This is a genomic window from Pseudomonas sp. HTZ2 (assembly GCF_033173945.1).
In the GTDB taxonomy this organism is placed as follows: domain Bacteria; phylum Pseudomonadota; class Gammaproteobacteria; order Pseudomonadales; family Pseudomonadaceae; genus Aquipseudomonas; species Aquipseudomonas guariconensis.
Genome location: NZ_CP137332.1, coordinates 1,406,835 through 1,431,180, shown reverse-complemented (window position 1 = coordinate 1,431,180; position 24,346 = coordinate 1,406,835). Strand labels below are relative to the sequence as shown.

The 24,346-nt window shown below is 63.5% G+C and carries 23 protein-coding genes; 21 read left to right on the top strand and 2 right to left on the bottom strand.

The window, feature by feature from the left end; all coding sequences use genetic code 11:
- Positions 1–111: 111 nt before the first annotated feature.
- From R6G97_RS06800 to R6G97_RS06790, 3 genes are read left to right on the top strand one after another with little or no spacing between them, the layout of a single operon-like run.
- Positions 112–1,215 (top strand): polyamine ABC transporter substrate-binding protein, encoded by a 1,104-nt coding sequence (locus R6G97_RS06800; RefSeq protein ID WP_182819017.1) that lies wholly within the window; start codon positions 112–114, stop codon positions 1,213–1,215.
- Between the two features lie 36 nt (positions 1,216–1,251).
- Entirely contained in the window at positions 1,252–2,670 is a 1,419-nt protein-coding gene (locus R6G97_RS06795; protein WP_102081690.1) for an aminotransferase, read from the top strand.
- A 53-nt stretch (positions 2,671–2,723) separates the two neighbouring features.
- The gene (locus R6G97_RS06790; RefSeq protein ID WP_102081689.1) at positions 2,724–3,545 is read left to right on the top strand and encodes a helix-turn-helix transcriptional regulator; all 822 of its coding nucleotides are present in this window, start codon (positions 2,724–2,726) and stop codon (positions 3,543–3,545) included.
- Between the two features lie 30 nt (positions 3,546–3,575).
- On the opposite strand, the gene R6G97_RS06785 is transcribed toward R6G97_RS06790, so the two are convergent.
- The gene (locus tag R6G97_RS06785) at positions 3,576–4,961 is read right to left on the bottom strand and encodes an aldehyde dehydrogenase family protein (protein WP_317847926.1); all 1,386 of its coding nucleotides are present in this window, start codon (positions 4,959–4,961) and stop codon (positions 3,576–3,578) included.
- Positions 4,962–5,067: 106 nt separating this feature from the next.
- On the opposite strand from R6G97_RS06785, the gene ptrR reads away from it, so the two are divergent.
- The 4 genes from ptrR (at position 5,068) to R6G97_RS06765 (ending at position 8,219) form a co-directional block, all read left to right on the top strand.
- Complete coding sequence (gene ptrR, locus R6G97_RS06780; RefSeq protein ID WP_043210773.1) at positions 5,068–5,934, top strand: putrescine utilization regulator PtrR; 867 nt, start codon at positions 5,068–5,070, stop codon at positions 5,932–5,934.
- A gap of 84 nt (positions 5,935–6,018) precedes the next feature.
- Positions 6,019–6,462 (top strand): hypothetical protein, encoded by a 444-nt coding sequence (locus R6G97_RS06775; protein WP_043210775.1) that lies wholly within the window; start codon positions 6,019–6,021, stop codon positions 6,460–6,462.
- Between the two features lie 165 nt (positions 6,463–6,627).
- On the top strand, positions 6,628–7,371 hold the full coding sequence (locus R6G97_RS06770; RefSeq protein WP_182940836.1) for a phytanoyl-CoA dioxygenase family protein: 744 nt from the start codon (positions 6,628–6,630) through the stop codon (positions 7,369–7,371).
- Positions 7,372–7,757: 386 nt separating this feature from the next.
- Positions 7,758–8,219 carry an acyloxyacyl hydrolase gene (locus tag R6G97_RS06765; RefSeq protein ID WP_371906675.1) on the top strand — a complete coding sequence of 154 codons (462 nt, stop codon included), beginning with the start codon at positions 7,758–7,760 and terminating at the stop codon, positions 8,217–8,219.
- A gap of 188 nt (positions 8,220–8,407) precedes the next feature.
- Here R6G97_RS06765 and R6G97_RS06760 read toward each other — a convergent pair whose 3' ends face one another.
- Positions 8,408–9,298 (bottom strand): universal stress protein, encoded by an 891-nt coding sequence (locus tag R6G97_RS06760; RefSeq protein WP_043210780.1) that lies wholly within the window; start codon positions 9,296–9,298, stop codon positions 8,408–8,410.
- Positions 9,299–9,475: 177 nt separating this feature from the next.
- Here R6G97_RS06760 and hisN point away from each other — a divergent pair, with 177 nt between their 5' ends.
- The 14 genes from hisN (at position 9,476) to R6G97_RS06690 (ending at position 24,290) form a co-directional block, all read left to right on the top strand.
- The gene (gene hisN, locus R6G97_RS06755) at positions 9,476–10,267 is read left to right on the top strand and encodes a histidinol-phosphatase (RefSeq protein ID WP_102081686.1); all 792 of its coding nucleotides are present in this window, start codon (positions 9,476–9,478) and stop codon (positions 10,265–10,267) included.
- Between the two features lie 279 nt (positions 10,268–10,546).
- Entirely contained in the window at positions 10,547–11,278 is a 732-nt protein-coding gene (locus R6G97_RS06750; protein ID WP_043210784.1) for a hypothetical protein, read from the top strand.
- A gap of 302 nt (positions 11,279–11,580) precedes the next feature.
- Positions 11,581–12,537, top strand: coding sequence for a helix-turn-helix transcriptional regulator (locus R6G97_RS06745; RefSeq protein ID WP_043210786.1), 957 nt, complete (start codon positions 11,581–11,583; stop codon positions 12,535–12,537).
- 159 nt (positions 12,538–12,696) lie between these two features.
- Positions 12,697–14,055 carry a benzoate 1,2-dioxygenase large subunit gene (gene benA, locus R6G97_RS06740; RefSeq protein WP_043210865.1) on the top strand — a complete coding sequence of 453 codons (1,359 nt, stop codon included), beginning with the start codon at positions 12,697–12,699 and terminating at the stop codon, positions 14,053–14,055.
- A complete protein-coding gene (gene benB, locus R6G97_RS06735) occupies positions 14,052–14,537 on the top strand; it encodes a benzoate 1,2-dioxygenase small subunit (protein ID WP_043210788.1) in 486 nt (161 codons plus the stop codon). Before benA ends, benB begins: the two co-directional genes overlap by 4 nt.
- A gap of 73 nt (positions 14,538–14,610) precedes the next feature.
- Positions 14,611–15,621: a benzoate 1,2-dioxygenase electron transfer component BenC gene (gene benC, locus R6G97_RS06730; protein WP_043210792.1), complete on the top strand. Its 1,011-nt coding sequence runs from the start codon at positions 14,611–14,613 to the stop codon at positions 15,619–15,621.
- A 95-nt stretch (positions 15,622–15,716) separates the two neighbouring features.
- Positions 15,717–16,478: a 1,6-dihydroxycyclohexa-2,4-diene-1-carboxylate dehydrogenase gene (locus tag R6G97_RS06725; protein WP_043210794.1), complete on the top strand. Its 762-nt coding sequence runs from the start codon at positions 15,717–15,719 to the stop codon at positions 16,476–16,478.
- A 54-nt stretch (positions 16,479–16,532) separates the two neighbouring features.
- On the top strand, positions 16,533–17,861 hold the full coding sequence (locus tag R6G97_RS06720; protein ID WP_317847925.1) for an MFS transporter: 1,329 nt from the start codon (positions 16,533–16,535) through the stop codon (positions 17,859–17,861).
- Positions 17,862–17,890: 29 nt separating this feature from the next.
- Positions 17,891–19,012: a muconate cycloisomerase family protein gene (locus R6G97_RS06715; protein ID WP_090342718.1), complete on the top strand. Its 1,122-nt coding sequence runs from the start codon at positions 17,891–17,893 to the stop codon at positions 19,010–19,012.
- Between the two features lie 129 nt (positions 19,013–19,141).
- On the top strand, positions 19,142–19,432 hold the full coding sequence (catC, locus tag R6G97_RS06710; RefSeq protein WP_043210800.1) for a muconolactone Delta-isomerase: 291 nt from the start codon (positions 19,142–19,144) through the stop codon (positions 19,430–19,432).
- Between the two features lie 38 nt (positions 19,433–19,470).
- The gene (gene catA, locus R6G97_RS06705; protein ID WP_043210803.1) at positions 19,471–20,397 is read left to right on the top strand and encodes a catechol 1,2-dioxygenase; all 927 of its coding nucleotides are present in this window, start codon (positions 19,471–19,473) and stop codon (positions 20,395–20,397) included.
- Between the two features lie 160 nt (positions 20,398–20,557).
- Positions 20,558–21,757: a benzoate/H(+) symporter BenE family transporter gene (locus R6G97_RS06700; protein ID WP_317847924.1), complete on the top strand. Its 1,200-nt coding sequence runs from the start codon at positions 20,558–20,560 to the stop codon at positions 21,755–21,757.
- Positions 21,758–21,833: 76 nt separating this feature from the next.
- On the top strand, positions 21,834–23,084 hold the full coding sequence (locus R6G97_RS06695; protein ID WP_317847923.1) for an OprD family porin: 1,251 nt from the start codon (positions 21,834–21,836) through the stop codon (positions 23,082–23,084).
- Between the two features lie 123 nt (positions 23,085–23,207).
- Positions 23,208–24,290 carry a metal-dependent hydrolase gene (locus R6G97_RS06690; RefSeq protein ID WP_102081681.1) on the top strand — a complete coding sequence of 361 codons (1,083 nt, stop codon included), beginning with the start codon at positions 23,208–23,210 and terminating at the stop codon, positions 24,288–24,290.
- Positions 24,291–24,346: the final 56 nt, after the last annotated feature.

Genomic DNA, 24,346 nt, shown 5'->3' with positions numbered 1-24,346 from the left:
AGCGCCCCCAGAATCCAGGTGACCCACACATTCGGGGTATGTTCCCCTTCGCCGATTGTCCCGATAGTAGGTCCACCGGCTCATCCCGAGCAGTCACACGATGGAGTTGCTATGGGCAAGGCACTTAAGGTGATTGGCAGTCTGTTGCTGACGTGCGCCGCTACCGCCACGCAAGCGGCGCAAGAGGACACCAGCAAGACGCTGCGGTTGTACAACTGGACCGACTATATCGGCGAAACCACCCTGGCCGATTTCGAGAAGGCCACAGGCATCAAAGTGATCTACGACACTTTCGATGGCTATGAGACCGTGCAGACCAAGTTGCTCACCGGCCGCTCTGGCTACGATCTGGTCATGCTCAATGCCTCCCTGGTGCCGCCCTTGATCCAGGCGGGGGTGTTCCAGCCTCTGGACAAGCGTCAATTGCCCAGTTGGCACAACCTCGACGCCAAGGTGGTCGATGAGCTGCAAGGCTACGACCCAGGCTTGAAGTACTCGGCGCCTTACACCTGGGGCAGCTCCGGGGTGACCTATAACGTCGAGAAGATCAAGGCACGCATGCCCGACGCGCCGATCGGCTCGCTGGCCATGCTGTTCGATCCCAAGATCGTCTCGCGCTTCGCCGATTGCGGTGTCACCTTGATGGACGCGCCCAGCGAAGTCATACCGCTGGCCCTGCAATACCTGGGCAAGGACCCGCACAGCGCCGCACCCGCTGACCTGAAGGCCGCCGAGAAGCTGCTGATGGGCATCCGCCCCTACATCAAGAAGTTCGATTCGGTGAACTACCTCACCAGTTTGCCCAACGGGGATGTCTGCATGGCCCTGACCTGGTCCGGTGATTACGCCACCGCTCAGGCCCGTGCCGAAGAGGCGAAAAAGAACATCACCTTGGATTTCTTCATTCCCAAGGAAGGCTCGCTGATCTGGTTCGACAACCTCTACCTGCCCAAGGACGCGCCCCACGTGGCCAATGCGCACCGTTTCATCGAGTTCCTGCTGCAGCCGCAGACCATGGCCAAGGTGACCAATTACATTCACTACGCCAACAGCAATGGCGCCGCCACGGCCTTGGTGCAGGCGGACATCCGCGACAACCCGGCCATCTACCCCGACGACGCCACCCGTGGCCGGCTGTTTGCCCAGAAGACCCAAGCTCCTCGGGACATGCGGGCCATCACCCGGGTGTGGAGCACGGTCAAGACCGGCTACTGAGTTCTTTTTCTTCGTATTCTGCCAAGGAGCTGCCCTATGGCCATGCCCAGCAAAGCATTCGCTTCGAGACCTGCCCAGGACGCATTGGTTGAGGCCGACAAGGCCCACTACATGCACGGCTATCACATGTTCGACGAGCACCGTGAGCAAGGCGCGTTGAACATCGTGGCCGGGGAGGGCGCCTATATCCGCGACACCGAGGGCAACCGCTTCCTCGATGCCGTGGGCGGCATGTGGTGCACCAACATCGGCCTGGGCCGTGAGGAAATGGCCCTGGCCATCGCCGACCAGGTGCGCAAGCTGGCCTATTCCAACCCGTTCTCCGACATGGCCAACGATGTGGCCATCGCGCTGAGCCAGAAGCTTGCCCAGCTGGCGCCCGGCGACCTGAACCATGTGTTTCTCACCACCGGCGGCTCGACCGCGGTGGACACCGCCTACCGGCTGATCCAGTACTACCAGAACTGCCGTGGCAAGCCGAACAAGAAGCACATCATCGCCCGCTACAACGCCTACCACGGCTCCACCACCCTGACCATGTCGATCGGCAACAAGGCCGCCGACCGGGTGCCAGAGTTCGATTACGCACACCCGCTGATTCACCATGTCTCCAACCCCAACCCTTACCGCGCCCCGGATGACATGGACCAGGCCGAGTTTCTCGACTTCCTGGTGGCCGAGTTCGAGGACAAGATCCTCTCGCTGGGCCCGGACAACGTCGCGGCCTTTTTCGCCGAGCCGATCATGGGCTCAGGCGGGGTGATCATCCCGCCCGAAGGCTACTTCCTGCGCATGTGGCAACTGTGCCAGACCTACGACATCCTGTTCGTCGCCGACGAAGTGGTGACCTCCTTCGGGCGCCTGGGCACCTTCTTCGCCAGCGAGGAGCTGTTCGGCGTGCAACCGGACATCATCACCACCGCCAAGGGCCTGACCTCGGCCTACCTGCCGCTGGGGGCATGCATCTTCTCCGAGCGGATCTGGCAGGTGATCGCCGAGCCAGGCAAAGGCCGCTGCTTCACCCACGGCTTCACCTACAGCGGCCACCCGGTGTGCTGTACCGCAGCGTTGAAGAACATCGAGATCATCGAGCGCGAGCGTCTGCTGGACCACGTCAATGACGTGGGTGGCTACCTGGAGCAGCGCTTGGCTAGCCTGCGCGACCTGCCGTTGGTGGGGGATGTACGCTGCCTGAAACTGATGGCCTGTGTCGAGTTCGTGGCCGACAAAGCCAGCAAGGCGCTGTTCGACGACGCGGTGAACATCGGCGAGCGCATCCACCGCAAAGCCCAGGCCAAGGGGCTGCTGGTGCGGCCGATCATGCACCTGAACGTGATGTCGCCACCGCTGGTGATCACCCATGCCCAGGTCGACGAGATCGTCGAGATCCTGCGCCAATGCATACTCGACACCGCCCAGGAGCTGCGCAGCGAAGGGCTGTATCACGGCCAATGACCCACCTGAGACAGGCTGTGCGCGAGCATGTCCGGCAGGCTAGACTGCCGGGCATGACCCAGCCTACCCCCGACACGCCCATCACCCTGACCTTCGGCGCCCTGCAGCAGTGGCATGCAGCCTTGCAGCACGCTTTCGCCCACAGCGACACGCCCGATGCCCTGGCCCACCTGGCCGCCGCCATCGGCCAACTGGTTTGCGTGGAGTCGATGATGATCAGTCTGGAATGCCGGGGGCGGGCGCCGCGGTTGCTGTACCAGCAGGGTATTCCCGAATGCCATCGCGATGCGGTGCTCAATCGCTATTTTGCCGCAGGCTACCTGCTCGACCCGTTCTGCCTGGCGGTGGAGAATGGGCTGGCTGAAGGCTTCTATCACCTGGAAGACATCGCGCCGGACAACTTCTTCGACAGCGACTACTACAAGGCCTACTACCTAGGTACCGGCTGCAGCGAAGACAGTTACTTCATCGCCGATATCGCCGAGGACCGCAAAGTCTCGCTGAGCCTGTTCCAAGGCTGCAGCGGCACACGCCTGAGCGATGCGCAGCTGGACGTGCTGCGGGCGGTGGAGCCGATGGTGCGTGAGCTGCTGGGGCGCTATGCCCGCGCGCATCTGCTGGAAGCCCCGCATGCCGCCGAGCCGGGCGGTTTGCAGGCAGCGTTCGACAGCTTTGGCTGCCAGGTTCTCACCGACCGGGAGCGCGAGGTGGCGCACATGATCCTGCGTGGGCACTCGGTGAAATCCACGGCCATCGAGTTGGGCATCTCGCCGGAAACGGTCCGCATGCACCGCAAGAACCTTTACCTCAAACTCGAGATCAACTCCCAATCGGAGCTGTTCGCCCGCTTCATCGACTGGTTGCGCCGGGGCTGAACCGGCGCAACCCAAGGGAACGGCAGAGGATCAGTTGCGATCCAGCCACACCGTCTGCACGTTGCAGAACTCGCGCACGCCGAAGTGCGACAGTTCGCGGCCGAAACCGCTCTTCTTCACACCGCCAAAGGCTACACGGGGGTCGGAGGCGCAGTAGCCGTTGATGAACACGCCGCCGGTGTCCAGGGCGGCCGTCATGCGCTCGGCCAAGGCGAGGTCGGCGGTGTAGATGGTCGAGGCCAGGCCGAACTCGCTGTCGTTGGCCAGTTCTACCGCATGCTCGGCATCCTTGGCGGTGATGATCGCCGCGACAGGGCCGAACAGCTCCTGCTTGAAGGCGGTCATCTCGGGGGTAACGTCGCCGAACACAGTGGGTGCATAGTAGTTGCCCACGCCTACGATCTTGTTGCCGCCGAGCAGCAAAGTGGCGCCTTCGGCCAGGGTCGCCTGGACTTGGCCGTCGAGTTCGTCGCGCAAGTCGAAGCGGGCCATGGGGCCGATGTAGGTGTCGTCGTCCTGTGGGTTGCCGATCTTCAGCTGCCGGGTGGCCTCGACGAACTTGCGGGTGAATGCCTCGACGACGCCTTGTTCGACGATCATACGCTTGGCGGCAGCGCAGACCTGCCCTGTGTTCTGGTAACGGCCGATCACGGCCGCCTTGACCGCCGCATCCAGGTCGGCGTCGGCCAGGACGATGAACGGGTCCGATCCGCCCAGTTCCAGCACGCATTTTTTCAGCGCCGCACCTGCCTGGGCACCGATGGCCATACCGGCACGTACGCTGCCGGTGAGGGTGACGGCGGCGATGCGCGGGTCATTGATGGCTCGGGTGACGCCTTCTGGGGTCACGTTGACCACTTCGAACACGCCCTCGGGTAGCCCGGCCTGCTTGAAGGCGTCGAGCAGCAGGTAGGCACTGCCCATCACGTTCGGCGCGTGCTTGAGGACATAGGTATTGCCGGCCAGCAACGCAGGCACCGCGCCGCGCAGGACCTGCCAGATCGGGAAGTTCCACGGCATCACCGCCAGAATCGGGCCCATCGGACGGTATTCGATGCGGGCTTTTTCGATCTGGGTGGGTTCTGGCGCGAGCATGGCCGGACCGTGTTCAGCGTACCACTGGCACAGGCCGATGCACTTGGTGACTTCGCCGCGGGCTTGGGTGATCGGCTTACCGATCTCGCGGGTGATCATGTGAGCGAAGGCTTCATGATTGGCTTGCAGGGCATCTGCCAAGGCGAGCAGGTACTCGCTGCGCTGACCCAGCGACACCTGGCGCCACTGGCCAAAGCCTTTCTTGGCGCGTTGCAGCGCCGCTTCCAGTGCGGCGTCGGTGTCGAAGGGGTAATGGCCGATCCGTTCACCGCTGTGCGGGTCGACGGAAATGGCATGGGTCAGGCTGCTGATCTCGCTCATGGCGGGCTCCTCGTTGTTGTATCCGACTGGCGCCCAGACTAGTGGTGTGTGGTTTTAATGAAAACTGAATAATAATGAGCGAAACATTCACGAATGGAGAAAGACCGTGGACCTGGTGCAACTGGAAATCTTCAAGGCCGTGGCCGAGCACGGCAGCATCAGCGCTGCGGCGCAGCAGATCCATCGCGTCCCCTCGAACCTGACCACGCGCATCAAGCAGCTGGAGGAGGACCTGGGCGTGGAGCTGTTCATCCGTGAGAAAAGCCGGTTGCGGCTGTCGCCGGCGGGCTGGAACTTTCTCGAATACACGCGGCGCATCCTCGACCTGGTACATGAGGCGCGCCTGACCGTAGCTGGCGAGGACCCCCAGGGCACTTTTGCCCTCGGGTCGCTGGAGAGCACCGCGGCGGTGCGCATTCCAGGGCTGCTGGCGGCCTATAACCAACGCTTTCCCAAGGTCGACCTGGACCTGTCCACCGGGCCGTCGGGCACCATGCTCGAAGGTGTGCTGTCCGGGCGCCTGGTGGCGGCGTTCGTCGACGGCCCGGTGCTGCACCCGACCTTGGAAGGCATGCCGGTGTTCGAGGAGGAAATGGTCATCATCGCGCCGCTCAACCATGCCCCGGTGGGCCGGGCCCGGGATGTGAACGGCGAGAGCATCTATGCCTTCCGGGCCAACTGCTCCTATCGGCATCACTTCGAGAACTGGTTCGTCCAGGACCAGGCGGTGCCGGGCAAGATCCATGAGATGGAGTCCTACCATGGCATGCTGGCCTGCGTCAGCGCCGGGGCCGGCCTGGCCCTGATGCCGCGCAGCATGCTCGACAGCATGCCGGGATGCAGCACGGTGAGCGTCTGGCCGTTGTCCGAGGATTTTCGCTACCTCAAGACTTGGCTGGTGTGGCGCCGAGGAACGGTCTCGCGCAGCCTGAGCATGTTCGTCAAGCTGCTGGAGGAGCGGCGCGCGGCCTGACCGACGGCTGTCCTCTGCTCGAACACCCCTGGCCCTATGGCGTCGAACATTGTGTAGACCATCCCTCGCAGGGAGGAATGCACCATGCGCAAACATCATTACGGGCTATGCGCCGCCTTGCTGGTGGCCATGGCCTTGCCTTGGACCCTTGCGGCCGCTGCCGACCTGAATGCGCCAATCGATCCGCAAGCGGTGCAACTGCAACCGCAAGAGCAAAACGGCGTGCGCTACCTGCAAGGCGGGATCGGCCAGGATGAAGCCAATGCCTTGCGTCGCACCCCTGGCTATGACCTGCATGTCACCTTGTCTGTGGGCCCGGAGGGCAAGTTCCAGAGCGGCGCAACGGTGGATATACAGAACGCCCAAGGCCAGCAGGTCCTGGCGTTGCAGGACGTCGGCCCGCTGTTGTTCGTGCAACTGCCGCCAGGGCAATACCGGGTCACCGGCAATGCCGACGGCCAAACCGTGCAGCAGCAGGTGAGCGTGAGCGGCAAATCCCCCGCCAATGTGAGTTTGCACTGGCGGTAAAACGTCCCTGAATATCAAGGAGTACATCTGTACTCCTGTCGGATCCAGACCACAGGCCTGATCGTGGCTTCCTGCAGGAGGTACCGATCGGGCCTATATTTTTTTGAACGATCTTGATTCCGCGTCCTTCTGATATTTCAGCAGAGCGCCTGCCGGAGCATGGCCATGAACCTGGAAACTCAGTTGAAATCGCTGGATGAATACGGCTACGTGCTGATTCCGGGCGTCCTGGAGCCATTGCGCATTGCCTTGCTGCGCTGTGCCATCGACGACCTGCAGCCACTTCACTGGGACTACCAAGGCCTGTTGGAACACTACAAATGTGTGTTCAACCGCAATCCGCTGTGGTTGTCGTTTCTGGATCTTCCGCCCTTGATCGATCTGGCCGAGGCCGTCCTGGGACAGGATTGTCATGTGATTGGCCAGACCGCCTGGCGCAGTCATCCCGGTTACCCCGGCATGGAGCTGCACCTGGATTACCTGCCCATCGAGTTGCCGGACTGGATCCGCGCTCGGAGGGACTACAGCCAGCCAGTCCAGATTCTCACCGCCCAGTTGTACTTGTGCGATATCGATGAGTCCGTTGGCCCGACCCGGGTCGTACCGGGCAGCCATTTCGCCGGTCGCTCGCCCCAGGAGGGCGAGGACAGCTGGCAGGGGCAAGGTGCCAGGGATGTACTGTGTCACGCCGGCGACGCGTTGGTGTTTCGCAGTGACCTGTGGCATGGCGGGGGTGCCAACCATAGCGCCGCAATGCGCGACATGCTGCAAGTGCACTACGGCCGGCGCATGGTTGCGCAGAAGTTCTCTCCCTACTTGGCCTGGCACTTCAACCCTGAAGTGCTGGAAGAAGCGACGCCCAGGCAGCGGCGCTTATTGGGGGAACACGAGGAGTCGGTGTATGACTGAGCGGGGGGCGACAGCATTAGCGAGAGGGAAAATCGTCAGCATGTTTAAAGTATTTCTGAGCGATCTTCAGACGCTGGGATATTAGATTCCGTGCGGCATGCTCAATTGTTTACAAATATGCAACAGAGTGTTTTATCAACAAGCGGTAAATAGCCTTTCAACTTTTTGTTGGGTTGGCCGATAATCCAAAAAGTATTGCGTCTTGTAACTTGGTTGGATGCACCCGGTTCAGGGCACTAAGAAGGAGGGGCATAAGCCCCCAATCTGGAATCAAGCTGGCAGGCATTGCGCTGGCTTGTCCGTGAAGACCATCAGGAGATTCATAGATGAAAACCCGTCTCGCCGCTTCGCTGGCTGCCGCCGTCCTGGCTTTCGCCGGCGCCAACATGGCCCAGGCCGCACAAGTGTCTGGTGCCGTTGGCGCCACCGGCCAAGGCGATATGACCTACCGTATCGGCCTTTCCTTCGACTGGGACAAGAAGTGGTTCGAAAGCAACACTGGCCACCTGACCGGTTACTGGGATGCGGCCTACACCTATTGGGAAGGCGGCGAGGCCAGCGGCGCACACTCGCTGTCGTTCAGCCCGGTGTTCGTCTATGAGTTCAGCGGCTTTACCTACACCCCCTTCATCGAAGCCGGTATAGGTCTTGCGGCATTTTCCAAGACCGATGTGGGCGATCAGCGCCTGGGCTCTTCGGTCAACTTCGAAGACCGCATCGGCTTTGGCCTGAAGTTGCCGGCCGAACAGAAGATCGGTGTACGCGCAATGCACTATTCCAACGCCGGTCTCAAGCAGCCGAACGACGGCATCGAGTCCTACTCGCTGTACTACAGCAAGGGCTTCTGATACCCGTTGAGTGAGAGTGCGGCTGTCGGAGCGCTAGGCTTTGCCTGGCACCGGCTGCGCCGGTGTTCGCGGGTAAACCCGCTCCTGCAGGGATCACCGCCAATCCTGTGGGGGTGGGTTTACCCGCGAATTGGCCAGCGCAGGCTCGCGAGACAACGGCTTCTGCACGCCTGCGACGTCTCTGCATGTCAGCGCACCGCCTTGATCGCCAGCACATTGCACAACGGATGCTCCACCACATGGGCGGTGGTGCCGCCGAGGAAGGTCTGCATCGCATCGTGACGATGGCTGCCCATGACGATCACGTCGATTCGGCTATGGCTGACGAACTGGGCAATCGCGCGCGTGGCCGGCCCCTCCAGAAAGTGTCGACGCTCAAGATCGATCTGGTGGTGATCGCCCAGACGGTTGAAAGCGGCGCGTTGGGCCGTGCGCACGCTACCGTCAAAGCCTGGCATGGTCACCGTGCCGGCGCCGAAGTCGGCGATGTGGGTCTTGGCCGCGTCGCACACATGCAGCAGGTGCAGTTCGGCGTTGCACTGCAGGGCCAGGGCATGGGCGCAGCGGATGACCTGTTCATCCAGATGCTCGCCTGCGCCATGGCAGTTCAGATCGACCGCGGCGGCGATCTGCCGGGGCAGGGGCAGACGGATGTCGCTGACCAGGTGCACGGCGACAGGGCTGTCCTTGAGCAGTTGCCAGTCCAACGGCGTCACCAGCAGGCGCTTGAGCACCGGTTCGTGCTGAACGTCCTTGATCAAAAGATCGCATCCCAGGCGCTCCACTTGTTCCAACACACTGCCCAGCGGGTCGCGAGTCAGCAGCAGCTCGGTGGACACATCCAGCCCGGCGTTGCGCAGCTGTTCGACTTCGTCGGCCAGCCACTGGCGGTTGTGCTCGAGCAGCCGCTCACGCTCGCGGGTATCGCTCATCAAGCCAAAGGTATCAACATCGTCAACGAACACGTTGATATCCAGCAGTGCGCCGCTGGATTCGGCCAGCGCCGCGGCCCTCTGTAGGGCGGGTGTGTGGCGCATCTGCGGGCCGAGCATCACGAACAATCGCTTGAACTGGCTCATCTCATACCTCCACGTGTGGCGGCCCCCAAACCGCCCGTGCCGGTTTACGCGCCAAGCGGCGCCCAAGTTCCTTTCTCAGTCTAGACCTTGGTGGCTGGTAGGCCTTGTGTCGATGCCTCCGGTGCCCGGCGACTGGGGTATGATGCGAGCCTTTTCTCCTACATCGAGGTCCGATCCATGTCCCTGAGCGTTGAACAGATTGGCGAATTCCGCGCCTTCGCCGAGCAGTTGGCCGATGCCGCCGCTGCGGCGATAAAGCCGTATTTCCGTGCAAGCCTGGACGTCGAGGACAAAGGCGGACGCCTGTACGACCCGGTCACCGTGGCCGACAAGGCCGCCGAAGAGGCCATGCGTGAGCTGATCCAGGCGCGTTATCCGGCCCATGGCATCCTCGGTGAAGAGCAAGGTGTGGCCAAGGGCAGCAGCCCATTGACCTGGGTGCTCGACCCGATCGACGGCACTCGCGCATTCATCACCGGCCTGCCGCTGTGGGGCACGCTGATCGCCCTGAACGACGGCGAACGTCCGGTGGTCGGGGTGATGAACCAGCCGTTCACCGGCGAGCGCTTCGTCGGCACCCCGGAGGGCGCCTGGCGCAGCGGCACGCCGCTCAAGACCCGCGCTTGCGTCGACCTGGCATCGGCGACCTTGATGTGTACCACTCCGGACATGTTCGACACGCCCGCGCGCAAGGCGGCCTTCGAGGCGGTTGCCGGCAAGGCGCGGCTGATGCGTTATGGCGGTGACTGCTACGCCTACTGCATGCTGGCGTCGGGCTATGTCGACGTCATCGTCGAAGCCAGCCTGCAGCCGTATGACGTGCAGGCGCTGATGCCGATCATCGAGGGCGCAGGCGGTGTGATCACTGCCTGGGACGGCACCTCGGCGCAGGATGGCGGTTGCGTGGTGGCTTGTGGCGATCCGGCGTTGCATGCCCAGGTTATCGAGATGCTGCGTCACGCCATGTGATCGCTTCGCGGGTGAACCCTCCACGGGGTGCTGCGGCGCTTTCAACAACGCGGCAGTCCCTGTAGAGCGGGATTACCCGCGAACAGGCCATAGCAAGCAACACAAGACAGGTGCTGCCGCGGCGCAGCGCTGTCTTTGAGTCTGCTGTTTGGCCTGTGAAGCGTCCCAGCACTACAAGCGTTTCGCTTACCCGCCGCACTTTTCTCCATTTGCACGCTCTATCGATGGCCAGGCTGAGCCGATGCCCGACCCAGCCGTTGATCCCAGACCCCGGTGCCGATGGTTGTTTCACTGCCCAGACTTTTATCCCGCCTGCTCCTGGCTGGCGCCCTGACGGCCCTGTGCGCCTGCACCCAGGAGCAGGGGCGCGATGTCCTCACCCAGCTCGGTGACGGCAAGCCCAGCGAGCTGTTCCAGACCAGTGTCGACCGCATGGCGACGATTGCCATGCGTGACAACCTGCAGAGCCTGTACTTGCTGATGAACAAGCTCTACCAGCGCAATCCCAACCAGTGGAAGCAATCGGGCTACCTCGACGCCGCTACCGCCGAGCGCCAGATCCGCCTGGCCATCGAGCAGCGCCAACCCTTGGCACAGCTTGGCAATCGGCGCGACCTGGCGGCCTTGAGCTACGCCTTGAGCCCGGAATTTCGCGGCGACCGGGTCGGCGCCTTCATCTATGCCATCGGCAGCATGCTGATCACCGCTCATGGCGGGCGCACCGAGTTCTACATGACCGACACCATCGACCCGCTGTTCGTCAACAACGCCGCCCGCAACATCGAGAAGGCCACCTGGATGCTGAGCCAGCGCCAGGACGCCAATGGCGTATTGTTGCTGTTTTCCAATGAAATCTCCGAAGAGGGCAGCAACCTGAGCTTTGCCGTGGAGTTCGGCAAGATCGTCGCGCGGTTGGACCTGTTGGCCCAGATGCTTGACGAACGCTACCGGCGGATCGGTCTGAACTATGCGCAAAGCTTGCTGTTGCTGAACTTCCTGCCGGTGCAGTAGCCGGCCTCTGAAGTCGAGAAGGTCTGGCAACCTTCCGGGGGCGGGTTTACCCGCGTAGCGCTGTGCGATAAACGAACACGTCTCGCTTGCGGGACGTTCGCTATCCGCACGTCGTTTGCTTAAGTCGCATTGCCCAAGGTCCCGCTTTTTGCTTAGTGTGTGGCGAGCACCACGCCGGTGGTCGCCTGCCTCCATGTTCCCTCCACCGGCTCGATAGACTGACCGTGAATGACCGCAACCACTGGCCCCAGTGCCCGTAGGACGCGGCGACCAGAACAATAACGAAGCCGAGTGCCTTGCCTATGGAAAGCCGCCTGTTGAGCGAGCGCAGCAGCGTGTTTCATCGCGCCGATCCTTATGTCGTGTCCGACTACGTCAACCGGCACGTGGGCCAGCACTGCATCGGCCTGTCCCGCACCACCCATCCCCAATCGAGCCTCAGCCACCGCAAGATGGCCGAGCTCGACCTGTGCCGCATCAGCTACGGCGGCAGCGTCAGGGTCACATCGCCGGCGCTGGAGACCATTTATCACCTGCAGATCCTGCTCAACGGCAATTGCCTGTGGCGAGGGCACCAGCGCGAGCATTACCTGGTGCCGGGCGAACTGCTGCTGATCAACCCGGACGAACCGGTGGACCTGACCTACTCGGAGGACTGCGAGAAGTTCATCCTCAAGGTGCCCACCCATCTGCTCGATTCGATCTGCGAGGAGCAACGCTGGCAGCGGCCCAGCGGCGGGGTGCGTTTCTTGCGCAACCACTACCGGCTGGAAGAACTCGACGGCTTCGTCAACCTGCTGTCGATGGTGTGCCATGAAGCCGAGGTGAGCGATTCGCTGCCCAGGGTACAGGGCCATTACAGCCAGATCGTCGCCAGCAAGCTGCTGACGCTGATGAGCACCAATGTCCAGCGCGAACCCTTGGGCGCGGCGGGTGCGAGCCTGGAGCGCATCCTCGAGCACATCGACCGCAACCTCAAGCACGAACTCACCGCCGAAGGCCTGGCCGAGCAGGCCTGCATGAGCCTGCGCTCGTTGTATGCGTTGTTCGACCGGCACCTGGGCACCACGCCCAAGCAGTACATCCGCCAGCGCAAGCTCGAGCAGGTGCATGCCTGCCTGCGCGACGCCAGCTGTTCGGTCCGCAATGTCACCGAACTGGCGATGGACTATGGCTTCCTGCACCTCGGTCGGTTCTCCGAGCACTACCGGCAGCGCTTTGGCGAGCTGCCATCGGAGACTCTCAAGCGCCGCAACTGACCTGTGCTCGCGGGCTTGCCCGCGATTGCGCAAGCCCTGCACCCTCCGCACCGATCTGCCTGCACAAACTGGATAGCACTCTGCACGATCCGGATATTGCCCCCGCCGCCCAATCCCTAACCTGACCTGGCCTGAACAATAACAATGGAGACCCTGGCCATGTCCCTGGGATTCGACTACGTCAATGCCATGCTCGAGGACGATCGGGAAAAAGGTGTCTACCGCTGCAAGCGGGAGATGTTCACCGACCCGCGCCTGTTCGACCTGGAGATGAAACACATCTTCGAGGGCAACTGGATCTACCTGGCTCACGAAAGCCAGATTCCCGAGAAGAACGACTTCCTCACCCTGACCATGGGGCGCCAGCCGATCTTCATCGCGCGCAACAAGGACGGTGAGCTCAATGCCTTCCTCAATGCCTGCAGCCACCGCGGCGCCATGCTCTGCCGTCACAAGCGCGGCAACCGCTCAAGCTACACTTGCCCGTTCCACGGCTGGACCTTCAACAACAGCGGCAAGCTGCTCAAGGTCAAGGATCCGGCCAACGCCGGCTATCCCGACAGTTTCAACTGCGACGGCTCCCACGACCTGACCAAGGTCGCCCGTTTCGAGTCCTACCGTGGCTTCCTGTTCGGCAGCCTCAACGCGGACGTCAAACCGTTGAGTGAGCACCTGGGTGAGTCGGCCAAGATCATCGACATGATCGTCGACCAGTCCCCCGAAGGCCTGGAAGTGCTGCGCGGCTCGAGCTCCTACATCTATGAAGGCAACTGGAAGCTCACCGCCGAAAACGGTGCCGACGGCTACCACGTCAGCTCCGTGCACTGGAACTACGCCGCCACCCAGAACCAGCGCAAGCAGCGCGAGGCCGGGGAAGAGATCAAGACCATGAGCGCCGGCGCCTGGGCCAAGCAGGGTGGGGGGTTCTACTCCTTCGACCATGGCCACCTGCTGCTGTGGACCCGCTGGGCCAACCCTGAGGACCGTCCGGCCTACGAGCGCCGCGAGCAGCTGGCCGCCGATTTCGGCCAGGCCCGCGCCGACTGGATGATCGAGAACTCGCGCAACCTGTGCCTGTACCCCAACGTTTACCTGATGGATCAGTTCAGCTCGCAGATTCGTGTCGCCCGGCCGATTTCGGTGAACAAGACCGAGATCACCATCTACTGCATTGCGCCCAAGGGCGAAAGCGCCGAGGCGCGGGCCAAGCGCATCCGCCAGTACGAGGACTTCTTCAACGTCAGTGGCATGGCCACCCCGGACGATCTGGAAGAGTTCCGCTCCTGCCAGACCGGCTACGGCGCGGGCACCGGCTGGAACGACATGTCCCGGGGCGCGACTCATTGGGTGGAGGGCGCCGACGAGGCGGCCAAAGAAATCGAACTCAAGCCGTTGCTCTCGGGCGTGCGCACCGAGGATGAAGGCCTGTTCGTGCTGCAGCACAAGTATTGGCAGGACACCATGCTCAAGGCATTGGAGCAGGAACAGCGATTGATCCCCGTGGAGGCCGTGCAATGAGCATTTACGAGACCGTGCGCGACTTTCTCTACCGCGAAGCGCGCTACCTGGACGATGCCCAGTGGGACCAATGGCTGGAGCTGTACGCCGCCGATGCGACTTTCTGGATGCCTTCCTGGGACGATGACGACACGCTCACCGAAGACCCGCAGAGTGAAATCTCGCTAATCTGGTACGGCAACCGTGGCGGTCTTGAGGACCGGGTGTTCCGCATCAAGACCGAGCGCTCCAGCGCCACGGTGCCCGACACCCGCACCTCGCACAACATCAGCAACATCGAGATCGTCGAGCAGGGCGATGGCCAATGCCAGGTGCGCTTCAACTGGCACACCTTGAGCTTTCGCTACAAGACCACCGACAGCTATTTCGGCACCAGCTTCTACACCCTCGATCTGCGCGGCGAGCAGCCGCTGATCCTGGCCAAGAAGGTGGTCCTGAAGAACGACTACGTCCGTCAGGTCATCGACATCTACCACATCTGATTCCAGGTCACGGCGAGGGCCGTTCGGGGTGCCGCAAGGCGCGCCGCGGCCAGGCTCGCCCCGGAGGTACGCCATGAGCTTCCAGATCGCACTGAATTTCGAAGACGGGGTCACCCGTTTCATCCAGGCCGACGGCCACGAAACCGTCGCCGATGCCGCCTACCGCCAAGGCATCAACATCCCGCTGGACTGCCGCGACGGTGCCTGTGGCACCTGCAAGTGCCAGGCCGAGGCCGGGCGCTACGACTTGGGCGACAACTTCATCGAAGACGCCCTGAACGAGGACGAGATCGCCCAGGGTTATGTCCTGACCTGTCAGATGCGTGCGTTGAGCGAATGCGTGATCCGCGTTCCGGCGTCCTCGCAGCTGTGCAAGACCGAGCAGGCCAGCTTCGAGGCCACCATCGCCGATGTGCGGCAGTTGTCCGAAAGCACCATTGCCTTGTCGATCAAGGGCGAGGCGTTGAACCGTCTGGCGTTCCTGCCGGGGCAGTACGTCAACCTCAAGGTGCCGGGCAGCGAACAGACCCGCGCCTACTCGTTCAGTTCGCTGCAAAAGGACGGCGAGGTCAGTTTCCTGATCCGCAATGTGCCGGGTGGCCTGATGAGCAGTTTCCTCACGAGCCTAGCCAAGGCGGGCGACCAGATGACCCTGGCCGGCCCTCTGGGCAGCTTCTACCTGCGCCCGATCCAGCGGCCTCTGTTGCTGCTGGCCGGTGGCACCGGCCTGGCACCGTTCACGGCGATGCTGGAGAAGATCGCCGAGCAGGGCAGCGAGCACCCGCTGCATCTGATCTACGGGGTCACCAACGACTTCGACCTGGTCGAGCTGGACCGCCTGCAGGCCTTCGCCGCGCAGATTCCCAACTTCACCTTCAGCGCCTGCGTGGCCAACCCCGACAGCCAGTACCCACAAAAGGGTTACGTGACCCAGCACATCGACCCACGCCACCTCAATGACGGCGACGTGGACGTGTACCTGTGCGGGCCGCCACCGATGGTCGAGGCGGTCAGCCAGTACATCCGCGAGCAAGGCATCACGCCGGCGAACTTCTACTACGAGAAGTTCGCGGCGGCGGCCTGAGGTTTCACGGGGCTGCCCGCATCGTGCGGGTGAGGGCGGCCCCCTTTTTATTTCGTCCGCGAACGCTGTGGCAGCGGCGCATCGGAGAAGTGCAGATGAACAACAGATTCCAAGGCAAGGTCGCCCTGGTCACCGGCGCCGCCCAAGGCATCGGCCGTGGCGTGTGCTGGCGGCTCAAGGCCGAGGGCGCCCAAGTGGTTGCGGTGGACCGCTCCGAGCTGGTCCACGAGCTGGCCGGGGAAGGCGTGCTGACCCTCATCGCCGATCTGGAGCAGCACACTGACTGCGCCCAGGTGATGGCTGAGGCCGTGGCGACCTTCGGCCGTCTCGACATCCTGATCAACAACGTCGGCGGGACCATCTGGGCCAAGCCGTTCGAGCACTACGCGGTCGAGCAGATCGAGGCCGAGGTGCGGCGCTCGCTGTTCCCGACCCTGTGGTGCTGTCATGCGGCGCTGCCGTACATGCTCGAGCGCGGCAGCGGCGCCATCGTCAACGTTTCCTCCATTGCCACCCGTGGCGTCAACCGCGTGCCCTATGGCGCAGCCAAAGGCGGCGTCAACGCGCTGACCGCCTGCCTGGCGTTCGAAACCGCCGGCCGTGGGGTGCGCGTCAATGCCACCGCTCCGGGCGGCACCGAGGCGCCACCGCGGCGCATCCCGCGTAACAGCACCGAGCAGAGCGAGCAGGAAAAGGCCTGGTACCAGCAGATCGTCGACCAGACCGTCGCCAGCAGCCTGATGAAGCGCTACGGAACCATCGACGAGCAGGTCGGCGCGATCCTGTTCCTGGCCTCCGACGAGGCCTCCTACATCACCGGCGTCACGTTGCCGGTCGGTGGTGGCGATCTCGGCTGAGATTGCCTGCGGCAAGGTTTTCTTCACACAACAAAAACAACAGAGATAGATGCCATGCGAACCCTCGACGTCCAAGCGATCATCGACAACGCACGCTTCACGCCCTTTCACTGGATGGTCATGGCCTGGTGCGGCCTGCTGCTGATCTTCGACGGCTATGACCTGTTCATTTACGGCGTGGTCCTGCCGGTCATCATGAAAGAGTGGGGCCTGACCCCGTTGCAGGCCGGTGCCCTGGGCAGCTATGCGCTGTTCGGCATGATGTTCGGCGCCCTGGCGTTCGGCAGCCTGGCCGACCGCATCGGCCGCAAGAAAGGCATTGCCCTGTGCTTTGCGCTGTTTTCCGGGGCGACCATCCTCAATGGCTTTGCCAGCAGCCCTGGCGAATTCGGTATCTACCGCTTTATCGCCGGGCTCGGCTGCGGCGGGCTGATGCCCAACGCCGTGGCGCTAATGAACGAATACGCGCCCAAGCGCCTGCGCAGCACCCTGGTGGCGGTCATGTTCAGCGGGTACTCCCTGGGCGGCATGCTCTCGGCAGGCGTCGGCATCTACTTGCTGCCGCGCTTTGGCTGGGAGTCGATGTTCTTTGCCGCAGCGCTGCCGCTGCTGCTGTTGCCGGTGATCCTCTACTACCTGCCGGAGTCCATCGGCTTTCTGGTGCGCCAGGGCCGCGTGAAGGACGCATGTGCGCTGCTCAAGCGTGTGGATCCTGACTGCGATGTGCAGGCGGACGATGTGCTGCAGGTCTTGGAGCGCAAGGCCAAGGGCGCTTCAGTGGCGGCGTTGTTCCGCGAGGGCCTGGCGGTGCGCACCCTGGCGCTGTGGCTGGCGTTCTTCTGCTGTCTGCTGATGGTGTATGCGCTGAGCTCCTGGCTGCCAAAGCTGATGGCCAATGCCGGCTACAGCCTGGGCTCGAGCCTGTCGTTCCTACTGGCGCTGAACTTTGGTGGCATGGCCGGGGCGATCTTCGGTGGTTGGCTGGGGGACCGCTACAACCTGGTCAAGGTCAAGGTGGCGTTCTTCTTGGCTGCGGCCTTGTCCATCAGTCTTCTGGGCGTGAACAGCCCAATGCCGGTGCTTTATGGGCTGATCTTCATCGCCGGCGCCACCACCATCGGCACGCAGATCCTGCTGTATGCCGGCGCCGCCCAGCTTTACGGCCTGTCGGTGCGCTCCACGGGGCTGGGCTGGGCGTCGGGTATCGGCCGCAATGGCGCCATTGTCGGCCCGCTGCTGGGGGGTGCGCTGATGGGCATCAACCTGCCGCTGCAATTGAACTTCATCGCATTTGCCATCCCTGGTGCCATTGCCGCGCTGGCCATGGCCGTGCACCTGGCCAGCGGCCGGCGCCACGGCCTGACCGCGCCTGCCCAGGCCTGACCGTTCACTGACGCAACTGGAGGCCTTGCATGACAAGCCCGACTATCGACCGGCTGGAGGCGATCATCGTCGACCTGCCGACCATCCGCCCGCACAAGCTGGCGATGCATACGATGCAGCAGCAGACCTTGGTGATCCTGCGCCTGCGCTGCAGCGACGGCGTGGAGGGCATCGGCGAGGCCACCACCATCGGCGGGCTGGCCTACGGCTACGAAAGCCCCGAAGGCATCAAGGCCAACATCGACGCGCACCTGGCACCGGCGTTGATCGGCCTGCCGGCAGACAACATCAACGCTGCCATGCTCAAGCTCGACAAGCTGGCCAAGGGCAACACCTTTGCTAAATCCGGCATCGAGAGCGCGTTGCTCGACGCCCAGGGCAAACGCCTGGGACTGCCGGTCAGCGAACTGCTCGGCGGGCGGGTGCGCGACAGCCTGGAAGTGGCCTGGACCCTGGCCAGCGGCGACACCGCACGCGACATCGCCGAGGCCGAGCACATGCTCGAGGCACGTCGCCACCGGGTGTTCAAGCTCAAGATCGGCGCCAACCCGGTGGAGCAGGACCTCAAGCACGTGGTGGCAATCAAGCGTGCCCTGGGCGAGCGGGCCAGCGTGCGGGTCGATGTCAACCAGTACTGGGACGAGTCCCAGGCCATCCGTGCCTGCCAGGTACTGGGCGACAACGGTATCGATCTGATCGAGCAGCCGATCTCGCGTATCAACCGCGCCGGCCAGGTCCGCCTGAACCAGCGCAGCCCGGCGCCGATCATGGCCGATGAGTCGATCGAAAGCGTCGAGGATGCGTTCAGCCTGGCCGCCGACGGCGCCGCCAGCATCTTCGCCCTGAAGATCGCCAAGAACGGTGGCCCACGCGCCGTGCTGCGCACCGCGCAGATCGCCGAAGCCGCCGGTATCGCCCTGTATGGCGGAACCATGCTCGAAGGCGCGATCGGCACCCTGGCCTCGGCCCACGCGTTCCTCACCCTGCGCCAGATCACCTGGGGCACCGAACTGTTCGGGCCGTTGCTGCTGACCGAGGAAATCGTCACCCAGGCGCCGGAGTACCGCGACTTCCAGTTGCATGTGCCGCGCACCCCGGGCCTGGGCCTGACCCTGGACGAAGCCCGCCTGGCGCGCTTCGCCCGCCGCTGAAAAAACGCACGACCCTGTGGGTGCGGCTTAAGCCGCGAAGCAGACAACGCGGTGGATAGCACCGGCTGTGCCGGTGTTCGCGGCTAAAGCCGCGCCCGCAACGACTTAACCAGACTCAAGGAGAATCCCATGCTGTTCCACGTGAAGATGACCGTGAAGCTGCCGGTCGACATGGACCCGGCCAAGGCCGCGCAACTCAAGGCCGATGAAAGGGAACTGGCCCAGCGTCTGCAACGCGAGGGCACCTGGCGCCATTTGTGGCGTATTGCCGGCCACTACGCCAACTACAGCGTATTCGACGTGCCCAGCGTCGAGGCCCTGCACGACACCCTGATGCAACTGCCGCTGTTTCCCTACATGGACATCGAGGTCGACGGCCTGTGCCGCCACCCCTCGTCGATCCACAGCGACGATCGCTGATTCGAACCCTTGCACAAGAACAAGATGAGGTACGCACCATGACCGTGAAGATTTCCCACACTGCCGATATCCAGAAGTTCTTCGAAGAAGCGGCCGGCTTCGGTAACGATGATGGCAGCCCGCGCATCAAGCGCATCATCCAGCGCGTGCTGCAGGATACCGCGCGCCTGATCGAGGACCTGGAGATCACCGAGGACGAGTTCTGGCTCGCCGTCGACTACCTCAACCGCCTGGGCGGGCGAGGCGAGGCCGGGCTGCTGGTGGCAGGCCTGGGTCTTGAGCATTTCCTCGACCTGCTGCAAGACGCCAAGGACGCCCAGGCCGGCTTGACCGGGGGCACCCCGCGCACCATCGAAGGCCCGCTGTATGTCGCCGGTGCGCCTATTGCTGAAGGCGAAGTGCGCATGGACGACGGTAGCGAGGAGGGCGTGGCCACGGTGATGTTCCTCGAAGGCCAGGTGCTCGACCCGAACGGCCAGCCGGTGGCCGGCGCCACGGTCGATTTGTGGCATGCCAACACCCGCGGCACCTACTCGTTCTTCGACCAGAGCCAGTCGCAGTACAACCTGCGCCGGCGCATCGTCACCGACGCCCAGGGCCGCTACCGCGCACGCAGCATCGTGCCTTCGGGCTACGGCTGCGACCCGCAGGGCCCGACCCAGGAATGCCTGGACTTGCTCGGCCGCCACGGCCAGCGCCCGGCGCACATCCACTTCTTCATTTCTGCGCCGGGCCATCGCCACCTGACCACCCAGATCAACCTGGCCGGTGACCAGTACCTGTGGGACGACTTCGCCTACGCCACCCGTGATGGGCTGGTCGGCGAGATCAAGTTCCGCGAGGACGGCGCGCGGGGTGTACAGGGGCGGTATGCCGAGCTCACGTTCGATTTCCAACTGCAGAAGGCTGTGGACAGCGAGGCAGAGCAGCGCAGCGGACGGCCGCGGGCATTGCAGCAGGGCTGATACCCCGAGGTGTCCCCTTCGCGGGTAAACCCGCTCCCACAGGGACGGTGGGCGGGCTTACTCGTGAAGAACGCATCGCACACGCAACGCCAGCCTGCGATGCAGTCAACACAAAACAAGTGCCAGCCATCAAGGCCGGCCAGCGCTTGCGAGAGGTCCCATGAAAGACCTGTTCAAGGATTGCTCCGTGTCGGCCATCGTCGCCGGCATGATCGCAACGATGATTTCCTATGCCGGGCCACTGGTCATCATCTTCCATGCCGCCGAGGCAGCCGGCTTGCCCCACGCGGTGCTGTCCTCATGGGTCTGGGCGGTGTCCATGGGCAGCGCGCTGCTGGGGGCGCTGCTGAGCCTGCGCTATCGGGTGCCGGTGGTGATCGCCTGGTCGATCCCGGGCTCGGCGCTGCTGGTCACCGCCTTGCCGCAGTTGGGCCTGGGACAGGCCATCGGCGCCTACCTGGTGGCGAACCTGGTGTTGCTGGTGATCGGCATCAGCGGCGCCTTCGACCGCATCATCGCTCGCCTGCCAGGCTCCATTGCCGCCGGCATGCAGGCTGGGATTCTGTTCAGTTTCGGGGCCGAGGTGTTCCGCGCGTTACCGGCACAGCCAATGTTGGTGCTGGCGATGTTCGCCACCTATGTGCTGATGCGCGCGCGCCAGCCGCGCTATGCGGTGGCGATGGTGCTGCTGGTCGGTGCGCTTGTCACGCTACTGAGCGGGCAGTTTCGCAGTGATGCGTTGGTGCTGGAGCTGGCCTCGCCACGCTTGATCGCACCGCAGTTCAGTGTTGCAGCCCTGTTCAGCCTGGCGCTGCCCATGGTGCTGGTGGCCCTGACCGGGCAGTTCATGCCGGGCATGGCGGTACTGCGCAATGCCGGTTACAGCGTGCCGGCGAGCCCGCTGATCAGCGCCAGTGCCGTAGGGGGGGCGTTGCTCGCGCCCTTTGGCTGCCATGGACTGAACCTTGCGGCGGTCACCGCGAGCCTGTGCACCGGGCGTGAAGCCCATGAGGACCCACGCAGGCGCTATGTGGCGGCAGTATCCGGCAGCGTGCTGTACCTGCTGCTGGGTATCGCCGGCGCTACCTTGATGTCGCTGTTCGCGGCCTTTCCCGCCGCGCTCATTGCCGCGCTGGCAGGCCTGGCCTTGTACGGCGCGATCAGTGAGGCCCTGGTCAGGAGCCTGTCCGAACCGGGCGAACGCGACGCGGGGTTGTTCACTTTCCTGGTGACGGCCTCCGGTGTGTCCTTCCTGGGGTTGTCGGCGCCGTTCTGGGGTTTGTTGTTCGGTCTTGCCGCCCACGTCTTGCCACGCCTGCGTCGCCCCCTTGTTCAAGCGGCCTTGCGCCGCGCCCGCTGAAGAGGAGAGGCATCACTCAAGACCCACGCGTTCCCAGCGCTTTACCCATAAAAACAAGATCAAAGAGAGCTTCGGAATGAACCACACCCCTTGTGTCGCCCTGGGCATCACCTTGCTCAGCCAACCCCTGCTGGCCGCGGAAAACGGCTTTTTCGAGGATGCCAAGGCCAGCCTGAGCGCCCGCAACTATTACTTCAGCCGCGACTATTCGGATATCGTCGGGGCCAATCAGCAATCGAAGGCCCAGGAGTGGGCCCAGGGTTTCATCCTCGACTTCAAGTCGGGCTACACCCCCGGCACGGTGGGGTTCGGCCTGGACGCCCTGGGCTTGCTGGGCATCAAGCTCGACAGCAGCCCTGACCGGGTCAATACCGGGTTGTTGCCGGTTCACAGCGATGGCCGCGCCGCGGACGAATACAGCCGCCTGGCGCCGACCTTCAAGGCGCGTCTGTCCAAGACCGAACTGAGGCTCGGCGAACTTCAGCCCAACCTGCCAGTGCTGACGTTCAGCGACATTCGCCTGCTGCCGCCGACCTACCAAGGTGTGAGCCTTAGCTCCGCCGAGCTGGCCGGCCTGACCCTGCAGGCCGGGCACCTGACCTCCAGCCACCTACGTAACGAGGCCGGTGACGACAAGATGATCGCCATGCTTGGGCATGTGCCCATGCGCCAGGCACAAAGCGACGCCTTCAACTACCTCGGTGGCGACTATGCCTTCAACGACAACCAAAGCAGCGCCAGCCTCTGGTACGGCCAACTGCAGGACATCTACGAACAGGGCTTCATTGGCCTCAAGCACAGCAAGCCGCTCGGCGACTGGGTGCTCAGCGCCAACCTGGGCTACTTCACCGCCCGCGAGGACGGTGATGCGCTGCTGGGCAACATCGACAACCAGGCGTTCTTTTCGATGCTCACCGCCCGGCAGGGCGGGCATAGCTTCCATGTCGGCTATCAGGGGATCTATGGCGACAGCCCGTTCCCTCGGGTATTCGCCAACATCTCGCCGCTGGGCAATGAAGTGCCGACGTACGAGTTCGCCTACACCGACGAGCGTTCCTACCAGGTGCGTTACGACTACAACTTCGCCGCGATGGGTATCCCTGGACTGACGGCCACGGTGCGCTACATCACCGGCAACAACGTCGACACCGGCCAAGGCTACGAGGGCAAGGACCGCGAGCGCGACCTGGATCTTGGTTACGCGGTGCAGGGCGGGCTGTTCAAAGGCTTGGGGATTCGCGTGCGCAATGCCATGGCACGCTCCAACTACCGCAGTGACATCGATGAGAACCGCTTGATCCTGATGTATACCTGGCAACTGCTGTAAGCCTTCTTGAGCCTCTACGACGCAAGGCCCAGGTGCAGCCTGCGATAGGCTGCGCAGCCGCCCCTTGGCGAGTACGGTGAATGAGGGTAGGTTCCTGAAAAACACCGATCAGGGACTTTCACCTTGGACTCACTGACCCAAGCTGTCCTCGGCGCCGCCCTCCAAGGCGCGGTGCTGGGGCGTATCCAGGGGCGTCGTTCATTGTTGTACGGCGCGGCCCTGGGCACCTTGCCGGACCTCGACGTGCTGATCCGCTATGCCGACCCGGTGTCGCAGATGACTTACCACCGAGGCTTTTCCCACTCCCTCTTCGTCCTCACCGCCCTGGCGGCGGCCCTGGCCTGGCTGGTCAGCGCGGTCGCCCGAAGGCGCTGGCCCGACAAAGGCTACCGCCTACCGCGGGTGTTCCTGGCGTTCTGGCTAGTGTTGGTGACTCATCCGATACTCGATGCCTTCACCGTTTACGGCACCCAGTTGTTCTGGCCCCTGCACCTGACCCCGCAGAGTTGGGCGGCGGTGTTCATCATCGATCCTGTGTACACCTTGCCCTTGCTCGGCGCTGTGCTGTACGCGGCGTTCAAAGGCATGAGTGGCAAGGCTGTCACCGTGCTAGGCGTGGCCTTGGCGTTCAGCACCGCTTACCTGGGCTATGGGCTGGCCGGGCGCATGGCGGCCGAACAGCGTTTTGCGCTCGCCCTCGATGAGCAGGGCATTGCCGTGACCCACGTGCGCGCCGTGCCCATCGCCTTCAACAGCTTGGTCTGGCGGGTATTGGCCAAAACCCCGGATGGCCAGTACTACGAAGGCATCAGCAGCGCCTTTGACCAGGAACCGCCGGAAATGCAGCGCCAGTCGCTGAACCTGGAGGCCGCCCAGGTACTGCGTGGCATGCCGCTGCACGAGCGACTGCGTTGGTTCACCGATGATTGGCTGCGCTACGACAGGGTGGGCAATGCCTTGGTGGTGACCGACCTGCGCATGGGCATCCCAGGCAACTACACCTTCCGCTTCCAGATGGCCAGCCGGGACAGTACCGGGCGCTGGAACGCGGTGACGCCGACCCTGTGGCTGGGCGATGGCGTGGGCTCGATGTTCAACGGCGAGGACCTCGCGCTGATCTGGCGGCGCATTGTCCAGCAGCAGCCTCCGCTGCCGCTGGCGGCCTGGACCGAGAAATACCTAGGGCAACGCGAGGCGGGGCGTTGAGCCTTGCCATCGCCCGAGGCTGAGGGATTGCAGTGGGGGCTGCGCGCGCCCAACGC

What these genes read in the sequence shown, in the direction of transcription:
- R6G97_RS06800 (WP_182819017.1), top strand. Translation starts at nt 112, where the DNA reads ATGGGCAAGGCACTTAAGGTGATTGGCAGTCTGTTGCTGACGTGCGCC.
- R6G97_RS06795 (WP_102081690.1), top strand. Translation starts at nt 1,252, where the DNA reads ATGGCCATGCCCAGCAAAGCATTCGCTTCGAGACCTGCCCAGGACGCA.
- R6G97_RS06790 (WP_102081689.1), top strand. Translation starts at nt 2,724, where the DNA reads ATGACCCAGCCTACCCCCGACACGCCCATCACCCTGACCTTCGGCGCC.
- R6G97_RS06785 (WP_317847926.1), bottom strand. Translation starts at nt 4,961, where the DNA reads ATGAGCGAGATCAGCAGCCTGACCCATGCCATTTCCGTCGACCCGCAC.
- R6G97_RS06775 (WP_043210775.1), top strand. Translation starts at nt 6,019, where the DNA reads ATGCGCAAACATCATTACGGGCTATGCGCCGCCTTGCTGGTGGCCATG.
- R6G97_RS06770 (WP_182940836.1), top strand. Translation starts at nt 6,628, where the DNA reads ATGAACCTGGAAACTCAGTTGAAATCGCTGGATGAATACGGCTACGTG.
- R6G97_RS06765 (WP_371906675.1), top strand. Translation starts at nt 7,758, where the DNA reads ATGGCCCAGGCCGCACAAGTGTCTGGTGCCGTTGGCGCCACCGGCCAA.
- R6G97_RS06760 (WP_043210780.1), bottom strand. Translation starts at nt 9,298, where the DNA reads ATGAGCCAGTTCAAGCGATTGTTCGTGATGCTCGGCCCGCAGATGCGC.
- hisN (WP_102081686.1), top strand. Translation starts at nt 9,476, where the DNA reads ATGTCCCTGAGCGTTGAACAGATTGGCGAATTCCGCGCCTTCGCCGAG.
- R6G97_RS06750 (WP_043210784.1), top strand. Translation starts at nt 10,547, where the DNA reads ATGGTTGTTTCACTGCCCAGACTTTTATCCCGCCTGCTCCTGGCTGGC.
- R6G97_RS06745 (WP_043210786.1), top strand. Translation starts at nt 11,581, where the DNA reads ATGGAAAGCCGCCTGTTGAGCGAGCGCAGCAGCGTGTTTCATCGCGCC.
- benA (WP_043210865.1), top strand. Translation starts at nt 12,697, where the DNA reads ATGTCCCTGGGATTCGACTACGTCAATGCCATGCTCGAGGACGATCGG.
- benB (WP_043210788.1), top strand. Translation starts at nt 14,052, where the DNA reads ATGAGCATTTACGAGACCGTGCGCGACTTTCTCTACCGCGAAGCGCGC.
- benC (WP_043210792.1), top strand. Translation starts at nt 14,611, where the DNA reads ATGAGCTTCCAGATCGCACTGAATTTCGAAGACGGGGTCACCCGTTTC.
- R6G97_RS06725 (WP_043210794.1), top strand. Translation starts at nt 15,717, where the DNA reads ATGAACAACAGATTCCAAGGCAAGGTCGCCCTGGTCACCGGCGCCGCC.
- R6G97_RS06720 (WP_317847925.1), top strand. Translation starts at nt 16,533, where the DNA reads ATGCGAACCCTCGACGTCCAAGCGATCATCGACAACGCACGCTTCACG.
- R6G97_RS06715 (WP_090342718.1), top strand. Translation starts at nt 17,891, where the DNA reads ATGACAAGCCCGACTATCGACCGGCTGGAGGCGATCATCGTCGACCTG.
- catC (WP_043210800.1), top strand. Translation starts at nt 19,142, where the DNA reads ATGCTGTTCCACGTGAAGATGACCGTGAAGCTGCCGGTCGACATGGAC.
- catA (WP_043210803.1), top strand. Translation starts at nt 19,471, where the DNA reads ATGACCGTGAAGATTTCCCACACTGCCGATATCCAGAAGTTCTTCGAA.
- R6G97_RS06700 (WP_317847924.1), top strand. Translation starts at nt 20,558, where the DNA reads ATGAAAGACCTGTTCAAGGATTGCTCCGTGTCGGCCATCGTCGCCGGC.
- R6G97_RS06695 (WP_317847923.1), top strand. Translation starts at nt 21,834, where the DNA reads ATGAACCACACCCCTTGTGTCGCCCTGGGCATCACCTTGCTCAGCCAA.